This is a genomic window from Planococcus kocurii, from assembly GCF_001465835.2.
Classification (GTDB): Bacteria; Bacillota; Bacilli; order Bacillales_A; family Planococcaceae; genus Planococcus; species Planococcus kocurii.
The window spans coordinates 1,591,247-1,610,582 of the sequence record NZ_CP013661.2 but is presented as its reverse complement, the minus strand read 5'-3'; the positions used below and the strand labels follow the sequence as shown (position 1 = coordinate 1,610,582).

At 46.4% G+C, this 19,336-nt stretch carries 18 protein-coding genes, 7 tRNA genes and 3 rRNA genes; 27 read left to right on the top strand and 1 reads right to left on the bottom strand.

Features of this window, described 5'->3' with window-relative positions:
• The first annotated feature begins 42 nt into the window (after positions 1 to 42).
• From AUO94_RS07985 to AUO94_RS07860, 26 genes are all read left to right on the top strand, one after another.
• Positions 43 to 696: an adenylate kinase gene (locus AUO94_RS07985; RefSeq protein ID WP_058386715.1), complete on the top strand. Its 654-nt coding sequence runs from the start codon at positions 43 to 45 to the stop codon at positions 694 to 696.
• A 398-nt stretch (positions 697 to 1,094) separates the two neighbouring features.
• Positions 1,095 to 1,313: a translation initiation factor IF-1 gene (gene infA, locus AUO94_RS07980; protein ID WP_006828950.1), complete on the top strand. Its 219-nt coding sequence runs from the start codon at positions 1,095 to 1,097 to the stop codon at positions 1,311 to 1,313.
• A gap of 37 nt (positions 1,314 to 1,350) precedes the next feature.
• Complete coding sequence (rpmJ, locus tag AUO94_RS07975; RefSeq protein ID WP_058386714.1) at positions 1,351 to 1,464, top strand: 50S ribosomal protein L36; 114 nt, start codon at positions 1,351 to 1,353, stop codon at positions 1,462 to 1,464.
• A gap of 23 nt (positions 1,465 to 1,487) precedes the next feature.
• Positions 1,488 to 1,853: a 30S ribosomal protein S13 gene (rpsM, locus tag AUO94_RS07970; protein WP_006828952.1), complete on the top strand. Its 366-nt coding sequence runs from the start codon at positions 1,488 to 1,490 to the stop codon at positions 1,851 to 1,853.
• A 25-nt stretch (positions 1,854 to 1,878) separates the two neighbouring features.
• A complete protein-coding gene (gene rpsK, locus AUO94_RS07965; RefSeq protein WP_006828953.1) occupies positions 1,879 to 2,268 on the top strand; it encodes a 30S ribosomal protein S11 in 390 nt (129 codons plus the stop codon).
• A 130-nt stretch (positions 2,269 to 2,398) separates the two neighbouring features.
• Positions 2,399 to 3,343 carry a DNA-directed RNA polymerase subunit alpha gene (locus AUO94_RS07960; protein WP_058386713.1) on the top strand — a complete coding sequence of 315 codons (945 nt, stop codon included), beginning with the start codon at positions 2,399 to 2,401 and terminating at the stop codon, positions 3,341 to 3,343.
• A gap of 45 nt (positions 3,344 to 3,388) precedes the next feature.
• Entirely contained in the window at positions 3,389 to 3,763 is a 375-nt protein-coding gene (gene rplQ, locus AUO94_RS07955; RefSeq protein WP_008432531.1) for a 50S ribosomal protein L17, read from the top strand.
• Positions 3,764 to 4,161: 398 nt separating this feature from the next.
• The gene (locus AUO94_RS07950) at positions 4,162 to 5,010 is read left to right on the top strand and encodes an energy-coupling factor ABC transporter ATP-binding protein (protein WP_058386712.1); all 849 of its coding nucleotides are present in this window, start codon (positions 4,162 to 4,164) and stop codon (positions 5,008 to 5,010) included.
• On the top strand, positions 4,986 to 5,858 hold the full coding sequence (locus tag AUO94_RS07945) for an energy-coupling factor ABC transporter ATP-binding protein (protein ID WP_058386711.1): 873 nt from the start codon (positions 4,986 to 4,988) through the stop codon (positions 5,856 to 5,858). The genes AUO94_RS07950 and AUO94_RS07945 overlap by 25 nt, the downstream gene beginning before the upstream one ends.
• Positions 5,855 to 6,652 (top strand): energy-coupling factor transporter transmembrane component T family protein, encoded by a 798-nt coding sequence (locus tag AUO94_RS07940; RefSeq protein ID WP_058386710.1) that lies wholly within the window; start codon positions 5,855 to 5,857, stop codon positions 6,650 to 6,652. Before AUO94_RS07945 ends, AUO94_RS07940 begins: the two co-directional genes overlap by 4 nt.
• Before the next feature lie 11 nt (positions 6,653 to 6,663).
• Complete coding sequence (gene truA, locus AUO94_RS07935; RefSeq protein ID WP_058386709.1) at positions 6,664 to 7,407, top strand: tRNA pseudouridine(38-40) synthase TruA; 744 nt, start codon at positions 6,664 to 6,666, stop codon at positions 7,405 to 7,407.
• A 193-nt stretch (positions 7,408 to 7,600) separates the two neighbouring features.
• The gene (rplM, locus tag AUO94_RS07930) at positions 7,601 to 8,038 is read left to right on the top strand and encodes a 50S ribosomal protein L13 (protein WP_058386708.1); all 438 of its coding nucleotides are present in this window, start codon (positions 7,601 to 7,603) and stop codon (positions 8,036 to 8,038) included.
• Positions 8,039 to 8,067: 29 nt separating this feature from the next.
• Entirely contained in the window at positions 8,068 to 8,460 is a 393-nt protein-coding gene (gene rpsI, locus AUO94_RS07925) for a 30S ribosomal protein S9 (RefSeq protein WP_058386707.1), read from the top strand.
• A gap of 111 nt (positions 8,461 to 8,571) precedes the next feature.
• Positions 8,572 to 9,006, top strand: coding sequence for a VOC family protein (locus tag AUO94_RS07920; protein ID WP_058386706.1), 435 nt, complete (start codon positions 8,572 to 8,574; stop codon positions 9,004 to 9,006).
• Between the two features lie 176 nt (positions 9,007 to 9,182).
• Complete coding sequence (locus AUO94_RS07915; protein WP_058386705.1) at positions 9,183 to 10,247, top strand: Mrp/NBP35 family ATP-binding protein; 1,065 nt, start codon at positions 9,183 to 9,185, stop codon at positions 10,245 to 10,247.
• Between the two features lie 193 nt (positions 10,248 to 10,440).
• Entirely contained in the window at positions 10,441 to 11,106 is a 666-nt protein-coding gene (locus tag AUO94_RS07910) for a KinB-signaling pathway activation protein (protein WP_058386704.1), read from the top strand.
• Between the two features lie 508 nt (positions 11,107 to 11,614).
• Positions 11,615 to 13,164 (top strand): 16S ribosomal RNA (locus AUO94_RS07905).
• 198 nt (positions 13,165 to 13,362) lie between these two features.
• A 23S ribosomal RNA gene (locus tag AUO94_RS07900) occupies positions 13,363 to 16,295 on the top strand.
• Positions 16,296 to 16,372: 77 nt separating this feature from the next.
• Positions 16,373 to 16,488 (top strand): 5S ribosomal RNA (rrf, locus tag AUO94_RS07895).
• The 16S, 23S and 5S rRNA genes sit together here with 7 tRNA genes alongside, the layout of an rRNA operon.
• A 42-nt stretch (positions 16,489 to 16,530) precedes the next feature.
• Positions 16,531 to 16,603: transfer RNA gene (locus AUO94_RS07890), tRNA-Thr, on the top strand.
• A gap of 52 nt (positions 16,604 to 16,655) precedes the next feature.
• Positions 16,656 to 16,730 (top strand) — tRNA-Glu (locus AUO94_RS07885).
• A gap of 4 nt (positions 16,731 to 16,734) precedes the next feature.
• Positions 16,735 to 16,810 (top strand) — tRNA-Val (locus AUO94_RS07880).
• A gap of 20 nt (positions 16,811 to 16,830) precedes the next feature.
• Positions 16,831 to 16,914, top strand: a tRNA-Tyr gene (locus tag AUO94_RS07875).
• Positions 16,915 to 16,933: 19 nt separating this feature from the next.
• Positions 16,934 to 17,008, top strand: a tRNA-Gln gene (locus AUO94_RS07870).
• Positions 17,009 to 17,018: 10 nt separating this feature from the next.
• Positions 17,019 to 17,091, top strand: a tRNA-Lys gene (locus AUO94_RS07865).
• Positions 17,092 to 17,122: 31 nt separating this feature from the next.
• Positions 17,123 to 17,195, top strand: a tRNA-Ala gene (locus AUO94_RS07860).
• Positions 17,196 to 17,265: 70 nt separating this feature from the next.
• Here the strand turns inward: AUO94_RS07860 and AUO94_RS07855 are convergent.
• On the bottom strand, positions 17,266 to 18,345 hold the full coding sequence (locus AUO94_RS07855; protein WP_058386703.1) for a citrate synthase/methylcitrate synthase: 1,080 nt from the start codon (positions 18,343 to 18,345) through the stop codon (positions 17,266 to 17,268).
• A 104-nt stretch (positions 18,346 to 18,449) separates the two neighbouring features.
• Between AUO94_RS07855 and AUO94_RS07850 the strand changes: the two genes are divergently transcribed.
• Positions 18,450 to 19,331 carry a LysR family transcriptional regulator gene (locus AUO94_RS07850; RefSeq protein WP_058386702.1) on the top strand — a complete coding sequence of 294 codons (882 nt, stop codon included), beginning with the start codon at positions 18,450 to 18,452 and terminating at the stop codon, positions 19,329 to 19,331.
• Positions 19,332 to 19,336: the final 5 nt, after the last annotated feature.

Here is a 19,336-nt window from a genome sequence, read left to right as displayed (position 1 = left end):
CGTGAAAGCGTCTCTTGTCCAATTGTTTGAGGGGGACAACGTATGAATATCGTATTAATGGGTCTACCGGGTGCCGGAAAAGGTACTCAAGCAGACGAAATTGTTAAGAAGTACGACATCCCTCATATTTCTACAGGTGACATGTTCCGTGCTGCTATAAAAGGTGGAACGGAACTGGGCTTGAAAGCTAAATCATTCATGGATCAAGGTGCTCTAGTGCCTGATGAAGTGACAATCGGCATTGTCCGAGAACGACTAAGTGCGAAGGATTGTGAAGAAGGCTTCTTATTAGATGGCTTTCCACGTACTGTCCCTCAAGCTGAAGCGTTGGAATCTCTTCTGGCTGATCTTGATAAGCGAATCGAGCATGTCGTAAATATTCAAGTCGAACAAGACGAATTGATTGCACGTTTAACAGGCCGATGGATCTGTAAAGTTTGTGGAACTGCTTACCATACTGTGTTTAACCCACCGGCTAAAGCTGGCGTGTGCGACAAAGATGGCGGAGAACTCTATCAGCGTGAAGATGATAAGCCTGAAACCGTCACGAAGCGTCTAGAAGTAAATATGCAACAAACACAGCCGCTTCTTGATTTCTATGAAAGCAAAAACGTGCTGCAAAATATAGATGGACAGCAGGACATCAAAAAAGTATTTGCTGACATTGATGCTCTTCTAAAGGGCGACCGAGGCTAAATCCCCGGCGCCGGGCGCAGTTAGTTGCCTCCATGTGGCTTTAAAGGGGCACCGGAGATATGAATTTTCGAGAGCTGCAAAAGCAAACAAGGCTCAGGATACAAATATTGTTGCAAATGCACTTTAGTGCAATTATGCACCGATGCTAGTATAATGAGTTTCGTGGAAGCATCTGTGTAACGGGTTTGGAACTCATCCAAGGCAGTCCGGGCAGTCGAGGATACATGAGACAGACTGGCTTTGCCGGATTAACCCCGGCCCGCTAGACTGCGGGGCTCGGAGAATATCTTCGAATGTCACTCATGCATTTCTCGTGAATGAATGTACTACACTATTCAATCAGCAAATACTGTTTGAAGATGAGAACCTGATTTGTATACAGAAGGGAGACTGGGTCGATGGCGAAAGACGATGTAATTGAAATCGAAGGAACTGTCGTTGAGACTTTGCCTAACGCGATGTTTAAAGTAGAATTGGAAAACGGTCACACGATTCTCGCGCACGTATCTGGCAAGATTCGCATGCATTTTATCCGCATTCTGCCAGGAGATAAAGTGACAGTAGAACTTTCTCCTTATGATTTAACACGCGGTCGTATCACATACCGTTTTAAATAATCTTTTGCACTCCGGACCACTAAGGAGGTTGGGTTAGATGAAAGTGAGACCATCTGTAAAACCGATCTGTGAAAAATGTAAAGTTATTCGCAGAAGCGGTAAAGTAATGGTAATCTGTGAAAATCCGAAACACAAACAAAGACAAGGCTAATTTGAAGGAGGTGCATCGCACACATGGCACGTATTGCTGGTGTTGACATTCCGCGCGACAAACGCGTTGTTATTTCATTAACATATATTTTCGGTGTTGGTAAAACAACTGCACAGAAAGTTCTTTCTGCTGCTGGTATCTCTGAAGAGACACGCGTTCGTGATCTTACAGAAGACGAGTTGAACAATATCCGTGAACAATTAGATCAATACAAAATCGAAGGTGACCTTCGCCGTGAAGTTTCAATGAACATCAAACGCTTGATGGAAATTGCTAGCTTCCGAGGGATTCGCCATCGTCGTGGACTACCTGTTCGCGGTCAAAATACGAAGAACAATGCGCGTACGCGTAAAGGTCCTCGTAAAACTGTAGCTAACAAGAAAAAATAATCAGTAAAGGAGGTTTCTTCTTAACATGGCACGTAAACAACAAACTCGTAAGCGTCGTGTGAAAAAGAATATCGAATCTGGTATTGCTCACATCCGCTCAACATTTAATAACACAATCGTTACTATCACTGATATGCAGGGTAACGCTGTTTCATGGTCAAGTGCAGGGGCTCTAGGATTTAGAGGTTCACGTAAATCTACTCCTTTCGCTGCGCAAATGGCTGCTGAAACTGCTGCTAAAACATCAATCGAACACGGTCTTAAAACTCTAGAAGTTACAGTTAAAGGTCCTGGTTCAGGTCGTGAAGCTGCTATCCGTGCGCTTCAAGCTGCCGGACTAGAAGTTACAGCGATTAAAGATGTAACTCCAGTACCTCATAACGGTTGCCGTCCGCCAAAACGCCGTCGCGTATAATCGTTAATCTGAATAGGATTTTTGAACATCACGACTTACTGGATGGGTTCTGAATCGTAGCGAAAGTCTGTGACTATCGAATTCTTGATGACACGAAAAAAAACCGACGTTTTGAAGGAGGGTAAACTGAATGCTCGAAATAGAAAAACCAAAGATTGAAACGGTTGAGATCGATAACAATTCCAAATTCGGAAAATTTGTTATTGAACCTCTTGAGCGTGGATATGGAACCACTTTAGGAAACTCCTTACGTCGAATCTTACTTTCATCTTTACCTGGCGCAGCTGTTACTTCAATTCAAATTGATGGCGTACTGCATGAATTCTCCACTGTCGAAGGTGTAGAAGAAGATGTAGCAACAATCATTTTGAATATTAAGAAGCTGGCTTTGAAAATTTACTCTGACGAAGAAAAAGTCATTGAAATTGATATAAAAGGTGATGGAACGGTTACGGCTGCAGATATCACGCACGATAGTGACGTGGAAATTCTGAATCCGGATCTATATATTGCAACAATCGCTAAAAATGGTCACCTACGTATGCGTATGTATGCGAACAGAGGCCGTGGATACGCTCGTGCAGATCAGAACAAACGTGAAGATCTTCCGATTGGTGTTATCCCGATTGACTCTATTTACACTCCAGTTTCACGCGTTAACTTCCAAGTGGAAAATACTCGTGTGGGCCAACTGGCTCATTTCGATAAATTATCTCTTGATGTTTGGACAGATGGCAGCATTGGTCCAAAAGAGGCAATTGCGCTTGGAGCTAAAATTTTTACTGAGCATTTAAATATCTTCGTAGGATTAACAGATGAGGCACAAACGGCTGAAATCATGGTTGAAAAAGAAGAAGACCAAAAAGAAAAAGTATTAGAGATGACTATCGAAGAACTTGATCTTTCGGTTCGATCTTACAACTGCTTAAAGCGTGCGGGTATCAACACGGTACACGAACTGGCAAGCAAGTCGGAAGACGACATGATGAAAGTACGCAACCTTGGACGCAAATCACTTGAAGAAGTTAAAGTGAAGTTGGAAGATTTAGGTCTTGGACTTCGTAAAGAAGACTGAGATTAAGATCGGATCCGAACTATTCAACAAAGGAGGGAAACTTCAATGAGAAAGCTTCAACGTACAAGTTCTCAACGTAAAGCACTATTACGTGACCTTACAACAGACTTAATCGTACATGAACGCATTCAAACGACTGAAGCTCGTGCGAAAGAAGTGCGTTCGACTGTAGAAAAAATGATTACGCTTGGTAAACGTGGAGATCTTCACGCTCGCCGTAAAGCAGCAGCATGGATGCGCCGTGAGTTGGTTACAACTGCAGACGCTGAAGGCAACGAAACGACAACTTATGCATTGCAGAAATTGTTTGATGACGTTGCACCACGTTACGCTGACCGTCAAGGCGGTTACACTCGTATTATGAAAATGGGGCCTCGTCGCGGAGATGGCGCACCTATCGTTATTATCGAATTGGTTTAATTTGAATCAATAGATTCAAATTAAAGCCTCCGGCGGATGTCACGGATTTTGAAAGGAATTAATTGCGCTAGCGCAATTCAAAATCCGGACGCAATTATGCCGAGGCATAATTGATTTACTTGAAGGGGGTCAATAGCCCTCTTCTTTTAGCATTATGATTTATACGACAATATGAAAAGCTGAGTGTTATGATGAGCGAGCCGAAAGGCGGCGTCTCGTCTAGCTCTACGCACCTCATTCAACCCTGGCTTAAGCAACCGGGGAAGCCATAGAGACAGAAAAGCGCATTTCTCTGAATGAGGTGCGCGCTTTTTTTATTTATTTTAGGTTTTACAAACGCGCATAAAAACCAGTAGAGTAGAGAAGAGTTAAGCAAGTGTTAGAGGAGGTTAGCTGAGATGAATTCGACTATCTTGTCATTCGAAAATGTGACATTTACATATACGCAAGAAGACGAGTCGGTAAAACCCGCTGTAGCAGATTTGTCATTCTCCATTCAAGATGGGGAGTGGATTGCCTTAGTGGGTCACAATGGCTCTGGAAAATCGACAATTGCTAAATTGATGAACGGCTTATTATTTCCGCAAACCGGTCAAGTATCAGCCATGGGCAAATTGATGGCTGAGGAGAGTTTGTGGGACATCCGTTCCCAAATGGGCATGGTTTTTCAAAACCCAGATAATCAGTTTGTCGGAGCAACGGTTCAAGATGATGTTGCTTTTGCATTGGAGAACAACGGTGTGCCACATAAAGAAATGGTGGTTCGTGTCAAAGAGGCTTTGCACCAAGTGAAGATGGACGATTATCTTGATCATGAACCTCATCATTTGTCGGGTGGCCAAAAACAGCGTGTGGCGATTGCGGGTGCACTGGCGCTCCGTCCACGTTTATTGATTTTGGATGAAGCAACTTCGATGCTCGATCCGCAAGGGCGTATGGAAGTGATTGAAACCATTCGTGAACTTCGGGAAGCAACAGGTTTGACGGTAATATCCATTACGCACGACCTGGAAGAAGCAGCACTTGCTGATCGTATTCTTGTAATGAACGCAGGCCATAAGCAGTTAGAAGGAATACCAGAATCTGTGTTCCTTTCGGGTAATGAATTAACAACTTTGGGTTTAGATTTGCCGTTTTCGATGCGCATGACGCATTTGTTGCGAGAAGCGGGTCTGGCGTTACAAGGAGAACATATGACAGAAGAAGAATTGGTGGATGAGTTATGGACATTTTACTCCAGGAAGTAGGATATAGTTACGCGAAAGATACGCCCTTTGAAAAGAGAGCACTGACGGATGTATCGCTGCATATTCCTTCTGGTTCCTATACGGCTATTATTGGCCATACTGGGTCTGGCAAATCAACTGTTCTTCAACATCTCAATGCGCTCTTAAAACCAACTGAAGGGTCCGTTACGATTGGTGACCGTAAAATCGAAGCTGGTGTAAAAGCAAAGAATTTGCGTGATGTTCGGCGACAAGTAGGGATTGTCTTTCAGTTTCCTGAGCAACAACTGTTTGATGAGACGGTCTTAAAGGATATTATGTTCGGACCTTTAAATTATGGTGTGCCAGAAGAAGAAGCGAGCCGCCGGGCGCATGAATTAGTCGAACAGCTTGGGTTGCCTGCAGAAGTTTTGACAAAATCGCCGTTTGACTTGTCCGGTGGGCAAATGCGTCGCGTGGCTATCGCTGGCGTGTTGGCGATGGAACCAGATGTATTGGTGTTAGATGAACCGACAGCAGGCCTTGACCCACGTGGTCGCCGTGAGATTATGGACTTGTTTTACCGTTTGCATATTGAAAAAGGACTAACAACGGTGCTGGTGACGCACAGCATGGAAGATGCGGCGCGTTACGCAGATAATGTGGCGATTATGCACAATGGTCGCTGTGTGGTCACAGGAGAGCCAACAGCAATCTTTTCAAATGAAGAGCAACTGAGAGATTACCGTTTGGAACCACCGCGGACCATTCGGTTGCAACGAAAATTTGAAGCCAAAACAGGAATTCAACTGGGTGTTGTTTCATTGACAGAAGAAGCGTTGGCTCAAAACATTGCATCCGCATTATTGGAAGGGCGTGATTCCGAATGATGGAGAAAATGATTTTTGGTCGATTTATTCCTGGTGATTCTGTTATTCACCGAATGGATCCACGGGCGAAAATTTCATTTGTTTTTGTGTTTATTGCCATCGTGTTTATTGCGAATAGCGCAGTGACTTATGGGATTTTGCTAGGATTTACTTTGCTGGTAGTATTCTTATCCAAAATTCGTTTGTATTTCTTGATAAATGGATTGAAACCAGTCTTTATATTGTTGATATTCACTTTTTTATTGCATATTTTCTTTACGCGTGAAGGTGATATATTAGTGGATTTTGGTTTTATTGAAATTTATGAAGAAGGTTTGCGGCAGGGGATATTCATTTCGATTCGCTTTTTAGTACTGGTGTTTATTACTAGTATTTTAACCTTGACGACTTCACCGATTTCTATTACAGACGGGATTGAAGTACTGCTTGGTCCATTTAAACGAATCAAGTTGCCGGTCCATGAACTGGCGTTGATGATGTCGATTTCGTTGCGGTTTATCCCGACGCTTATGGACGAGACTGGGAAGATTCTCAAGGCGCAAATGGCCAGAGGTTCTGACATTGGCTCAGGGCCGATTAAAGAGCGCATTAAGGCGGTTGTGCCCTTGCTGATTCCGCTGTTCGTCAGTGCCTTTAAACGGGCAGAGGACTTGGCTACAGCGATGGAAGTTCGTGGCTACCGCGGTGGCGAAGGGAGAACGCGCTATCGCCAACTCAATTGGCGTTCTATCGATAGCTTGAGCCTGCTTGTGCTAGCGGGGCTCGCGGGAATGCTTTGGTATTTCCGGGTATAAGGAGAGAAATTATGAAACGATTAAAAGCGACCATTGCGTATGATGGTTCTGGATTTGCAGGTTATCAAGTGCAGCCAGACAAGCGCACGGTCCAGCTCGAATTAATGAACGTGTTAAAAACCATTCATAAAGGAAAAGTTGTGCAAGTCGTGGCAAGCGGACGGACAGATGCCAAAGTCCATGCTACCGGACAAGTCATTCATTTTGATACAGCGTTTTCCATCCCGATGACGGGTTGGTTAAAGGCTTTGAATGTGCTATTGCCACAAGACATCCGCGTGAACGCGATTGAAGAAGTCGATGCGTCTTTTCATGCGCGGTATCATACGACAGGTAAAACTTATCGTTATAAATGGAATCGCAGTCAAATCATCAGTCCGTTCACGCGCAATTTGATGGTTCACATCAAGCAACCACTCGATGTAGAAGCAATGACCATAGCGGCACAGGCATTGATTGGCACTTACGATTTCTCCAGTTTTTGTGCGGCGAATACCGCAGTAGTCGATAAAGTGCGAACAGTTCGACGCCTGGAGTTTGAAGAACATGGTGACGAATTGCATATGATTATTGAAGGATCTGGCTTTTTATACAATATGGTTCGCATTATTGCAGGGACCTTAACGGAAGTCGGTACCGGCAAAAGAGCAGCTGACGAACTTAGTCGAATTGTGGCTGCAACGGACCGGGACGCCGCTGGAAAAACAGCGGCAGCACATGGGCTTTACTTGGAAAGCGTGATGTACGAGAGCTGAAGCAACTTTTCCTGGTGTTTTTAGAAAACCCCTTGACTTTTTAGCACTTTCGTTATAACATGATGTATGGTATTTTCATTACCCCCACGATATGCCCCGGAAGGTTATTTGTGTTAAGGGATAACGAAAAAACGGAACAGCGGAACACTGTAAAAGAACTTAAAAGAGACGATATATTAGGAGGACAATATACATGCGTACAACATTCATGGCTAAGGGTCACGAAGTAGAGCGTAAATGGTTAGTTGTCGATGCAGAAGGGCAAACTCTTGGACGTTTAGCTTCTGAAGTCGCTTCAATCTTACGTGGAAAATATAAACCAACATTTACACCAAACGTTGACACTGGTGATCACGTGATCATTATCAACGCTGAAAAAATTCACCTTACAGGTAACAAACTTGCAGACAAGATCTATTACCGTCACACACAATACACGGGTGGACTTAAACAACGTACTGCACTTGAAATGCGCACAAAATACCCAACGAGAATGCTTGAATTGGCTATTAAAGGGATGCTTCCAAAAAACTCTTTAGGTCGTCAAACGTTTAGAAAGCTGCATGTCTATGCTGGCCCTGAACACAACCACCAAGCACAACAACCAGAAATCTATCAACTACGCGGTTAATAATTAGTAAATTAGAGGAGGATACACCTTTGGCACAAGTTCAATATATTGGGACAGGTCGTCGTAAAAACTCAACAGCTCGCGTACGTTTAGTACCGGGTGACGGCACAATTACAATCAACAAACGTGACGTAGCGGACTACGTTCCTTACGAAACACTACAACAAATTATCAAACAGCCACTAGTTGCTACGGATACTCTAGGAAGCTACGACATCCTAGTAAACGTAAACGGCGGTGGATTCACAGGCCAAGCCGGAGCAATCCGTCACGGTATCGCACGCGCTCTACTAACTGTAGACCCTGCATTCCGTCCTGCGTTGAAATCTGCTGGGTTGTTAACACGTGACCCACGTATGAAAGAACGTAAGAAACCAGGTCTTAAATCAGCACGTCGTGCACCTCAGTTCTCAAAACGTTAATTTCGATTTTCGTTTACAAAGCACTTTCCGAAGAAATTCGGAAAGTGCTTTTTTTATGTTCAAATGGAGGTTCGAACAGGTAAAATAGAAGGAAATGGGGGGGATGCCGAAATGAACCGGATCAATTTAATTTGCCTGGGTGTGAAAGACATGGGAACATCCGTAAAGTTTTACAGAGATGGCCTCGGCTTTAAAACGACGGAAAAAGGGAACAATCCTGAAATCGTGTTTTTCAATTCGGCTGGTACGAAACTGGAGTTGTATCCATTGGAGGACTTAGCGAAAGATATCGATGAAAAGAACCCGCCAAGTGGCAGCGGATTTTCAGGCATTACGCTGGCCTATAACGCAAAGTCTAAAGAAGAAGTGGATAGAGTGATGGCTCTTGCGGAAGCGGCTGGAGGAAGGATTATCAAAGAACCAAAAGAAGTTTTCTGGGGAGGTTATTCAGGTTACTTCACCGATCCCGACGGCTATTACTGGGAAGTAGCATGGGGTCCGGACTTTACGTTCGATGAAAACGATATGCTGGAAATTGATTCGTAAGTTTGGCTCTTGGCCACGCCAGTTATTCTGTTGAAGAAACACCACTTCGCCCGAGCTCTCATAGCCACCGGAGCGCAGTGGCTTTTTTCATTTTTCTTATAAGACCGAATAGATTAAAAATAAGATTTGCTGTGCTATACTTTATGGTGAGCAAAATTGATAGGGAGTGTATCGATATGTTAACTGAAGTACAAGTACGCGAATTACTCGGAGCGTTAGAAGATCCGTTTTTACATAGATCGTTAACTGAAACAGATGGCATTACGTCTGTAACGATTAAGGAAGAGAAAAAACACGTCAGTGTCAAATTGGCAATTGCTAAAACAAATACACCTGAACAAATGCAGTTACAGATGAAAGTTGTCGATGTATTAAAAGGAGCGGGAGCGGGTTCTGTCGGAATTCGTTTTGAAGAGCTCTCAACAGAAGCTTTAGCAAAATTCCGTGGCACAGCTGATGAATCAGAAGCGCAGGATTTGTTATCTCCATTGAACAAAGTTGAATTTATTTCAATTGCCAGCGGTAAAGGTGGGGTTGGTAAATCGACGGTATCTGTTAACTTAGCAATTGCATTGGCGCGTTTAGGCAAAAAAGTGGGCTTAATCGATGCAGATATCTACGGTTTTAGTGTGCCAGACATGATGGGCATTGATAAATCGCCAGTCGTTCGTGGTCAAACAATCATTCCAGTAGAGCGCTTCGGCGTAAAAGTAATTTCGATGGGCTTTTTCGTAGAAGACAATATGCCAGTCGTTTGGCGTGGCCCGATGCTCGGCAAAGTACTTGATCAATTTTTCCGCGATGTAGAATGGGGAGATTTGGATTACCTTCTATTGGACTTGCCACCAGGTACAGGGGACGTTGCACTCGACATTCACCAAATGCTACCGGCATCTAAAGAAATCGTTATCACCACACCACACCCGACTGCAGCGTTTGTTGCGGCACGTGCTGGAGCGATGGCGCTTCAAACCAATCACGAGGTGTTGGGTGTTATTGAAAACATGTCATGGTTTGAAAGCCAAGAAACGGGTAAGAAAGAATTTCTTTTCGGACAAGGTGGCGGACCGAAACTTGCAGAAGAGTTGCAAGCGCCGCTACTTGGACAAATTCCACTGGGTCAGCCTGACTGGAACGAAGCTGACTTTGCACCGTCTGTTTACTTGGCGGATCATCCGACAGGGAAAATCTACGAAGACATTGCGCAGCAAGTACTTAAACAATTTGCTGACAAAAAATAAGATAGTGAGCAGTCCGGAAGCCATAATCGGTTTCCGGGCTTTTATTTTGTGCAATCCTCAGGAGGATATGGCGATTCAGTAACAAAGATTCGACTTTCAAGCTTTGTTCACAATCTATCGTGTACAGTGAATGGATTTTTTAATAGCCGGTTGGTACAATCGTAAAAGAACTTTAAATAACGGAGGCATTCAATTGACAATACGAAATTGGGTTAAGTTTTTCTTGAAAGCTTTATTAATTGGTGGAGCGGTAACTGGCGTACTCGGTTTATTCGTTCGCTGGGATGATATATTTTCACAACCGTTTCATGCAGGACACTGGGGCGAATTCTTGGCAGGATTTGTCTGGCTCGTTATTATTGGCTTAACGATGAGCATTATTAGCCAATTGTGTTTCTTTGCTTACTTGACGGTGCATCAGATTGGGATGAACATATTCCGTACATTGCGTTTGTGGAATTGGATTCAACTTTTGATTATCGTCGTAGTCGTTACAGATTTGATTTTATTCCGCTTTGCGCCAAACGCAGAAACGACTGAACAGGTTTGGTTATATGGAATCTTATTAACAATCTTGATCGTTACCGGAGTGGTTACGGCATATGTGAAAGCAAAATGGACCAATAAAGAAACATTTATTTCTGCATTGTTCTTCATGATTGTTATTACGACGGTTGAATGGCTGCCGGCGTTGATGGTAGAAGAAGGGAATATCGACAGCTGGGTTACTTTATTGCTGTTCCCATTCTTAGCAGTAAATGCGTATCAGTTATTGGTGTTGCCGAAATACAACGCACAATCAGATATTGATCGCCAGAAATTAGAAGAACGACGTGCTGCAAGAAAAGCAAAAGCGTAAGCATTGTTTCGTAAGAAAAATCATTTAACCGCTTGTTTCAACAAAGTGGCTAAATGATTTTTTGTTTTAATAAAATCAATTGCACGATGAGCGAATGTAGATGGCTGTAAGGGAGCGGGATGCTTTTTCAACTTTTTAAAGAGAGAATACAGAAGGGAAAACAGGGTTTTAAGAAAAACTTTTACGAAAGTGTTGACAGAAATGTAATCATGCTTTAATATAATAAAAGTCGCCAAGCAACAACGAACAACACAAACAAAACGGCGGCAACTAAACACAACAACTTGAACCTTGAAAACTGAACAGCAAAACGTCAACGAAAGACGTCACGAGCACTTCGGTGCGAGAACGGCTTTTGCGAAGTTTGCCTTATGGCAATCAGAGCAAAGTTGTTTTCCTTCTCGGTGTTCGTGACTACAACTTACTGATCAGCATCACGCAGATCAAAGCGAATCGTGCGTCTTCGGACGGCGATACGCCAGCAGTATTGAGCAATCAACACTACTCTATAATGGAGAGTTTGATCCTGGCTCAGGACGAACGCTGGCGGCGTGCCTAATACATGCAAGTCGAGCGGAACTTTGGGAGCTTGCTCCCATTGTTTAGCGGCGGACGGGTGAGTAACACGTGGGCAACCTGCCCTGCAGATCGGGATAACTCCGGGAAACCGGTGCTAATACCGAATAGTTTGCGGCCTCTCCTGAGGCTGTACGGAAAGACGGTTTCGGCTGTCACTGCAGGATGGGCCCGCGGCGCATTAGCTAGTTGGTGGGGTAATGGCCTACCAAGGCGACGATGCGTAGCCGACCTGAGAGGGTGATCGGCCACACTGGGACTGAGACACGGCCCAGACTCCTACGGGAGGCAGCAGTAGGGAATCTTCCGCAATGGACGAAAGTCTGACGGAGCAACGCCGCGTGAGTGACGAAGGTTTTCGGATCGTAAAACTCTGTTGTGAGGGAAGAACAAGTACCAAGTAACTACTGGTACCTTGACGGTACCTCACCAGAAAGCCACGGCTAACTACGTGCCAGCAGCCGCGGTAATACGTAGGTGGCAAGCGTTGTCCGGAATTATTGGGCGTAAAGCGCGCGCAGGCGGTTCCTTAAGTCCGATGTGAAAGCCCACGGCTCAACCGTGGAGGGTCATTGGAAACTGGGGAACTTGAGTGCAGAAGAGGAAAGTGGAATTCCATGTGTAGCGGTGAAATGCGTAGAGATGTGGAGGAACACCAGTGGCGAAGGCGACTTTCTGGTCTGTAACTGACGCTGAGGCGCGAAAGCGTGGGGAGCAAACAGGATTAGATACCCTGGTAGTCCACGCCGTAAACGATGAGTGCTAAGTGTTAGGGGGTTTCCGCCCCTTAGTGCTGCAGCTAACGCATTAAGCACTCCGCCTGGGGAGTACGGCCGCAAGGCTGAAACTCAAAGGAATTGACGGGGGCCCGCACAAGCGGTGGAGCATGTGGTTTAATTCGAAGCAACGCGAAGAACCTTACCAGGTCTTGACATCCCACTGACCGGTGTAGAGATACGCTTTTCCCTTCGGGGACAGTGGTGACAGGTGGTGCATGGTTGTCGTCAGCTCGTGTCGTGAGATGTTGGGTTAAGTCCCGCAACGAGCGCAACCCTTGATCTTAGTTGCCAGCATTCAGTTGGGCACTCTAAGGTGACTGCCGGTGACAAACCGGAGGAAGGTGGGGATGACGTCAAATCATCATGCCCCTTATGACCTGGGCTACACACGTGCTACAATGGACGGTACAAAGGGCTGCAACCCCGCGAGGGCAAGCCAATCCCAGAAAACCGTTCTCAGTTCGGATTGCAGGCTGCAACTCGCCTGCATGAAGCCGGAATCGCTAGTAATCGTGGATCAGCATGCCACGGTGAATACGTTCCCGGGCCTTGTACACACCGCCCGTCACACCACGAGAGTTTGTAACACCCGAAGTCGGTGAGGTAACCCTTGTGGAGCCAGCCGCCGAAGGTGGGACAGATGATTGGGGTGAAGTCGTAACAAGGTAGCCGTATCGGAAGGTGCGGCTGGATCACCTCCTTTCTAAGGATAAATTCGGAACCGAGCTTGGCTCGGGGTTGACGTTTTGCGTTCAGTTTTGAAGGTTCACCTTCAGGCGGCAACGCCTTTTTTTGTGACTTTCACTCTTGTTCTTTGAAAACTGGATAAAACGACATTGAAACAAATGCAAGTAATTCAAGTACGCGTGACGATTTCGTCACAACTTTTTAATTAACCAGTGGTTAAGTTAGAAAGGGCGCACGGTGGATGCCTTGGCACTAGGAGCCGAAGAAGGACGGCACTAACACCGATATGCTTCGGGGAGCTGTAAGTGAGCTGTGATCCGGAGATTTCCGAATGGGGGAACCCACTGCCTTTAATCGGGTAGTATCCATGTGTGAATCTATAGCACATGAGAAGGCAGACCCAGGGAACTGAAACATCTAAGTACCTGGAGGAAGAGAAAGCAAATGCGATTCCCTGAGTAGCGGCGAGCGAAACGGGATCAGCCCAAACCAAGAGGCTTGCCTCTTGGGGTTGTAGGACACTCTATACGGAGTTACAAAAGATAGGATTAGGCGAAGCGACCTGGAACGGTCCGCCGCAGCGGGTAACAGCCCCGTAGCCGAAAACCCTATCCCTCCAGAGTGGATCCTGAGTACGGCGGAACACGTGAAATTCCGTCGGAATCTGGGAGGACCATCTCCCAAGGCTAAATACTTCCTAGTGACCGATAGTGAACCAGTACCGTGAGGGAAAGGTGAAAAGCACCCCGGAAGGGGAGTGAAATAGATCCTGAAACCGTGTGCCTACAAGTAGTCAAAGCCCGTTAATGGGTGATGGCGTGCCTTTTGTAGAATGAACCGGCGAGTTACGATTGCATGCAAGGTTAAGCTGAGAAGGCGGAGCCGCAGCGAAAGCGAGTCTGAATAGGGCGACAGAGTATGCAGTTGTAGACCCGAAACCAGGTGATCTACCCATGTCCAGGGTGAAGGTAAGGTAACACTTACTGGAGGCCCGAACCCACGCACGTTGAAAAGTGCGGGGATGAGGTGTGGGTAGCGGAGAAATTCCAATCGAACCTGGAGATAGCTGGTTCTCTCCGAAATAGCTTTAGGGCTAGCCTCAAGATTGAGAATCCTGGAGGTAGAGCACTGTTTGGACTAGGGGCCCATCCCGGGTTACCGAATTCAGACAAACTCCGAATGCCAGTGATTTATGCTTGGGAGTCAGACTGCGAGTGATAAGATCCGTAGTCAAGAGGGAAACAGCCCAGACCACCAGCTAAGGTCCCCAAATATCCGTTAAGTGGAAAAGGATGTGGCGTTGCTTAGACAACCAGGATGTTGGCTTAGAAGCAGCCATCATTTAAAGAGTGCGTAATAGCTCACTGGTCGAGTGACACTGCGCCGAAAATGTACCGGGGCTAAACGGATTACCGAAGCTGTGGATGGATCTCGTTAGAGATCCGTGGTAGGAGAGCGTTCTAAGGGCGTTGAAGTCAGACCGGAAGGACTGGTGGAGCGCTTAGAAGTGAGAATGCCGGTATGAGTAACGAAAGACGGGTGAGAATCCCGTCCACCGAATGCCTAAGGTTTCCTGAGGAAGGCTCGTCCGCTCAGGGTTAGTCGGGACCTAAGTCGAGGCCGATAGGCGTAGACGATGGACAACAGGTTGATATTCCTGTACCACCTCCCCGCCGTTTGAGCAATGGGGGGACGCAGAAGGATAAGGAGAGCGTGCCGTTGGTTGTGCACGTCCAAGCAGTGAGGCGTGAAATGAGGCAAATCCCATTTCTAATACGTTGAGCTGTGACGGCAAGAGGGTTTACCCTTGAGTCCCTGATTTCACACTGCCAAGAAAAGCCTCTAGCGAGGCGGGAGGTGCCCGTACCGCAAACCGACACAGGTAGGCGAGAAGAGAATTCTAAGGTGAGCGAGTGAACTCTCGTTAAGGAACTCGGCAAAATGACCCCGTAACTTCGGGAGAAGGGGTGCTCTGGTAGGGTGAATAGCCCGAGAGAGCCGCAGTGAATAGGCCCAGGCGACTGTTTAGCAAAAACACAGGTCTCTGCAAAACCGTAAGGTGACGTATAGGGGCTGACGCCTGCCCGGTGCTGGAAGGTTAAGAGGAGTGCTTAGCGCAAGCGAAGGTGCGAATTGAAGCCCCAGTAAACGGCGGCCGTAACTATAACGGTCCTAAGGTAGCGAAATTCCTTGTCGGGTAAGTTCCGACCCGCACGAAAGGCGTAACGATCTGGGCACTGTCTCAACGAGAGACTCGGTGAAATTATAGTACCTGTGAAGATGCAGGTTACCCGCGACAGGACGGAAAGACCCCGTGGAGCTTTACTGTAGCCTGATATTGAATTTTGGTGCAACTTGTACAGGATAGGTAGGAGCCTGAGATTCCGGAGCGCTAGCTTCGGAGGAGGCGTCAGTGGGATACTACCCTGGTTGTATTGAAATTCTAACCCACAAGCCTGATCGGCTTGGGAGACAGTGTCAGGCGGGCAGTTTGACTGGGGCGGTCGCCTCCTAAAGAGTAACGGAGGCGCCCAAAGGTTCCCTCAGAATGGTTGGAAATCATTCGTAGAGTGTAAAGGCAGAAGGGAGCTTGACTGCGAGACGTACAGGTCGAGCAGGGTCGAAAGACGGGCTTAGTGATCCGGTGGTTCCGCATGGAAGGGCCATCGCTCAACGGATAAAAGCTACCCCGGGGATAACAGGCTTATCTCCCCCAAGAGTCCACATCGACGGGGAGGTTTGGCACCTCGATGTCGGCTCATCGCATCCTGGGGCTGTAGTCGGTCCCAAGGGTTGGGCTGTTCGCCCATTAAAGCGGTACGCGAGCTGGGTTCAGAACGTCGTGAGACAGTTCGGTCCCTATCCGTCGCGGGCGCAGGAAATTTGAGAGGAGCTGTCCTTAGTACGAGAGGACCGGGATGGACACACCGCTGGTGTACCAGTTGTTCTGCCAAGGGCATCGCTGGGTAGCTATGTGTGGCCGGGATAAGTGCTGAAAGCATCTAAGCACGAAGCCCCCCTCAAGATGAGATTTCCCATTGCGCAAGCAAGTAAGATCCCTCAAAGACGATGAGGTAGATAGGTTCGAGGTGGAAGCGTAGCGATACGTGCAGCTGACGAATACTAATCGATCGAGGACTTAACCAACACATTGTATGCGAAAAACTTGCTTGTTTCACCTGTCGTTTATCCAGTTTTGAGTGAACAAACACTCAACCAAATAGTCCAGTGATGATGGCAAAGAGGCCACACCCGTTCCCATCCCGAACACGGCAGTTAAGCTCTTTTGCGCCGATGGTAGTTGGGGGTTTCCCCCTGTGAGAGTAGGACGTCGCTGGGCTATTCTATGTTTATTTTTTATTCCTAATGATTCTTTTACCTTGCTTCCATAGCTCAGCAGGTAGAGTGCTTCCATGGTAAGGAAGAGGTCACCGGTTCGAATCCGGTTGGAAGCTTTTATTCTTTTGAGAGTTTCTGAATAGGAAGTTAACTAGACAATTTTACCAAGGCCCCTTGGTCAAGCGGTTAAGACACCGCCCTTTCACGGCGGTAACACGGGTTCGAATCCCGTAGGGGTCACCATTTTGGAGGATTAGCTCAGCTGGGAGAGCATCTGCCTTACAAGCAGAGGGTCGGCGGTTCGATCCCGTCATCCTCCACCATTTTTTTCGCAAATTCATACGGTGGGGTAGCGAAGTGGCTAAACGCGGCGGACTGTAAATCCGCTCCTTCGGGTTCGGCAGTTCGAATCTGCCCCCCACCACCAGTTTTCTTATAGTTATGAATGGGGTATAGCCAAGCGGTAAGGCAACGGGTTTTGATCCCGTCATGCCCTGGTTCGAATCCAGGTACCCCAGCCATTTTTACTATGAGCCATTAGCTCAGCTGGTAGAGCATCTGACTTTTAATCAGAGGGTCGAAGGTTCGAATCCTTCATGGCTCATTCTTGTAACATCCTTGCGCCTGTTCAGCGCGGGGCCTTAGCTCAGCTGGGAGAGCGCGTCGCTGGCAGTGACGAGGTCAGGGGTTCGAGCCCCCTAGGCTCCATTGTTCCATGTGTATTTGTACTATCCATGTGTAAAAACCCCGTATCCATTAACTTGGATACGGGTTTTTTTTAGGTTCCGATGTATTCGGATTGAGGACGGAAAATCACGTTATGGTCTTGCTGCTCGAGTGCGTGTGCCGTCCAGCCGATAATTCGCGCGACGCTAAACGTTGGCGTAAATAATTGTGTCGGCATCGCAATGGATCGCATAATTGCCGCCGCATAAAATTCGACGTTGGTATAGAGTGCCCGTCCTGGTTTACGGGCATTCAACCCTTTAATGATATGACTTTCAGCAGCAATTGCTAAATCAAGCCACGAATCTTCTCCTTGGAGTTCCAAGCATTTTTTTCGGAGGACGATTGACCGCGGATCTTCTGTTCGGTAAACACGGTGACCAAAACCCATGATTTTTTCACCTCGGTCTAGCTTGTCTGCAATAACGGCGTTGATTCGATCTTTTGTTTGAATGGTATCCAGTAAATCAATGACCCCTGATGGAGCCCCTCCGTGAAGCGGTCCTTTCATGGTACCAAGAGCTGAGACAACTGCAGATACGAGGTCGGATTCAGTGGAAATGGTAACGCGTGCTGCGAATGTCGAAGCGTTCATGCCATGTTCCATTGTTAATTTTAAATAAGTTTCGAGCGCTTGCGTTTGCCCATTTGTGGGTGGCTGTCCGGTGATCATCCATAAGTAATTGGCTGTATGACCAAGATCGTCTCTTGGGCTAAGGGCTTGCTGCCCGTTTTGAAGGCGATAAAAGAGCGCAGTCATTACCGGTAGTGCGGCAGTTAGCGCAACTGCTTGTTCTGCAGAAGGCAAGGTTTGAAATTCACTATGTGTGTAAGCCGATACCAATGTCCGTGAAGCATCCATTAGCGAAGTTTCTTTTGGCAGCAACTGAGCCATTTCAACAATATGTGCCGGCAATTTTCGATAACTCAGCAATTGGTGTTGGAGGTTTTCCACTTGAACATCGTCAGGCCATTGCCCATACCATAAAAAATAGGCAGTTTCTTCAAATGACCTGCCGCGTATGACGGTCTCTACCAATTGTCCACGGTAGCGTAATTCCCCTATATCTCCATCCACAGAAGCAATCGCTGTTTGAACAGCGACAACACCTTTTAATCCAGGCTGAAACATCATAAACTCCTCCTTTTCTTTTAGTTTACGCTCTCTATTTGATAATAAAAATTAAAGATATATAATTGAGGCAATTAAGAAAAGTAATCGAGACGAGGGATGTTATGGAAGTCCAGTGGTTGAGAACCTTTGTGGACGCTGCAGAAACCTTAAATTTTAGAATAAGTTCAGAACGGCTGATGATGTCGCAACCCAGCGTGACTGTTCACATTCGGTTACTAGAAGAAAATTTGGGTCTTCTGTTATTCAAGCGCAGCCACAACCGGGTGTCGTTAACAGAAGAAGGCAGGTATTTTAGAGACAAAGCCGAAAAAGTATTAGAACAATTAGATGACAGTGTTGAAGAATTGCATTCCTTTGCTCAAGGGTACCGGAAGATATGGACGCTTGCTATTTCCCCGTTGATGGCGGAAACAATTTTGCCTTATGTGCTGAAATCATTTATTCGTGAGCATACGGAAGTAGAGTTGGTAATTCGTGTGGAAGAATCGGAAAAAATCGAAGCTTTAGTCGAATCGGAGCAAGTATCGGCTGGAATTTCTGCTTTACCGCCTACGGGTCGAAGCATTGCGCAAGTTGTTGTTTACAACGATCCAATCCTGTTCGTTTTGCCGAGAGATGCTTATGATGACGAGACTGGGCCGCAAGTTTCAGTGGAAGATACTTTGCGGAATTCCGTACTGTTTACACATCATCACCCTGTTTTTTGGGAAGAGCTATTAGGAAAGTTGCGTTTGCACGTGCCGGGAATTCGAACGATGAAAGTGACGCAAGCTCATATCGCCAAGCGCTTTATACAAGAGGGTCTCGGGGCATCCTTTTTACCAAAATCAATGGTTCGCCGGGAATTGGTGGAAGGACGTTTAATGGAAGCGCATTTTGAGTTGTTTCCATTGCCCGTCGTGTCCACTTACTTTTTAACAAAACATATGGGGATACTCGAAGAGGATTTTATGCGACGTATTCAATCGGTATACTTTACGTGAAAAGG

What these genes read in the sequence shown, in the direction of transcription:
- AUO94_RS07985 (WP_058386715.1), top strand. Translation starts at nt 43, where the DNA reads ATGAATATCGTATTAATGGGTCTACCGGGTGCCGGAAAAGGTACTCAA.
- infA (WP_006828950.1), top strand. Translation starts at nt 1,095, where the DNA reads ATGGCGAAAGACGATGTAATTGAAATCGAAGGAACTGTCGTTGAGACT.
- rpmJ (WP_058386714.1), top strand. Translation starts at nt 1,351, where the DNA reads ATGAAAGTGAGACCATCTGTAAAACCGATCTGTGAAAAATGTAAAGTT.
- rpsM (WP_006828952.1), top strand. Translation starts at nt 1,488, where the DNA reads ATGGCACGTATTGCTGGTGTTGACATTCCGCGCGACAAACGCGTTGTT.
- rpsK (WP_006828953.1), top strand. Translation starts at nt 1,879, where the DNA reads ATGGCACGTAAACAACAAACTCGTAAGCGTCGTGTGAAAAAGAATATC.
- AUO94_RS07960 (WP_058386713.1), top strand. Translation starts at nt 2,399, where the DNA reads ATGCTCGAAATAGAAAAACCAAAGATTGAAACGGTTGAGATCGATAAC.
- rplQ (WP_008432531.1), top strand. Translation starts at nt 3,389, where the DNA reads ATGAGAAAGCTTCAACGTACAAGTTCTCAACGTAAAGCACTATTACGT.
- AUO94_RS07950 (WP_058386712.1), top strand. Translation starts at nt 4,162, where the DNA reads ATGAATTCGACTATCTTGTCATTCGAAAATGTGACATTTACATATACG.
- AUO94_RS07945 (WP_058386711.1), top strand. Translation starts at nt 4,986, where the DNA reads ATGGACATTTTACTCCAGGAAGTAGGATATAGTTACGCGAAAGATACG.
- AUO94_RS07940 (WP_058386710.1), top strand. Translation starts at nt 5,855, where the DNA reads ATGATGGAGAAAATGATTTTTGGTCGATTTATTCCTGGTGATTCTGTT.
- truA (WP_058386709.1), top strand. Translation starts at nt 6,664, where the DNA reads ATGAAACGATTAAAAGCGACCATTGCGTATGATGGTTCTGGATTTGCA.
- rplM (WP_058386708.1), top strand. Translation starts at nt 7,601, where the DNA reads ATGCGTACAACATTCATGGCTAAGGGTCACGAAGTAGAGCGTAAATGG.
- AUO94_RS07920 (WP_058386706.1), top strand. Translation starts at nt 8,572, where the DNA reads ATGAACCGGATCAATTTAATTTGCCTGGGTGTGAAAGACATGGGAACA.
- AUO94_RS07915 (WP_058386705.1), top strand. Translation starts at nt 9,183, where the DNA reads ATGTTAACTGAAGTACAAGTACGCGAATTACTCGGAGCGTTAGAAGAT.
- AUO94_RS07855 (WP_058386703.1), bottom strand. Translation starts at nt 18,345, where the DNA reads ATGTTTCAGCCTGGATTAAAAGGTGTTGTCGCTGTTCAAACAGCGATT.
- AUO94_RS07850 (WP_058386702.1), top strand. Translation starts at nt 18,450, where the DNA reads ATGGAAGTCCAGTGGTTGAGAACCTTTGTGGACGCTGCAGAAACCTTA.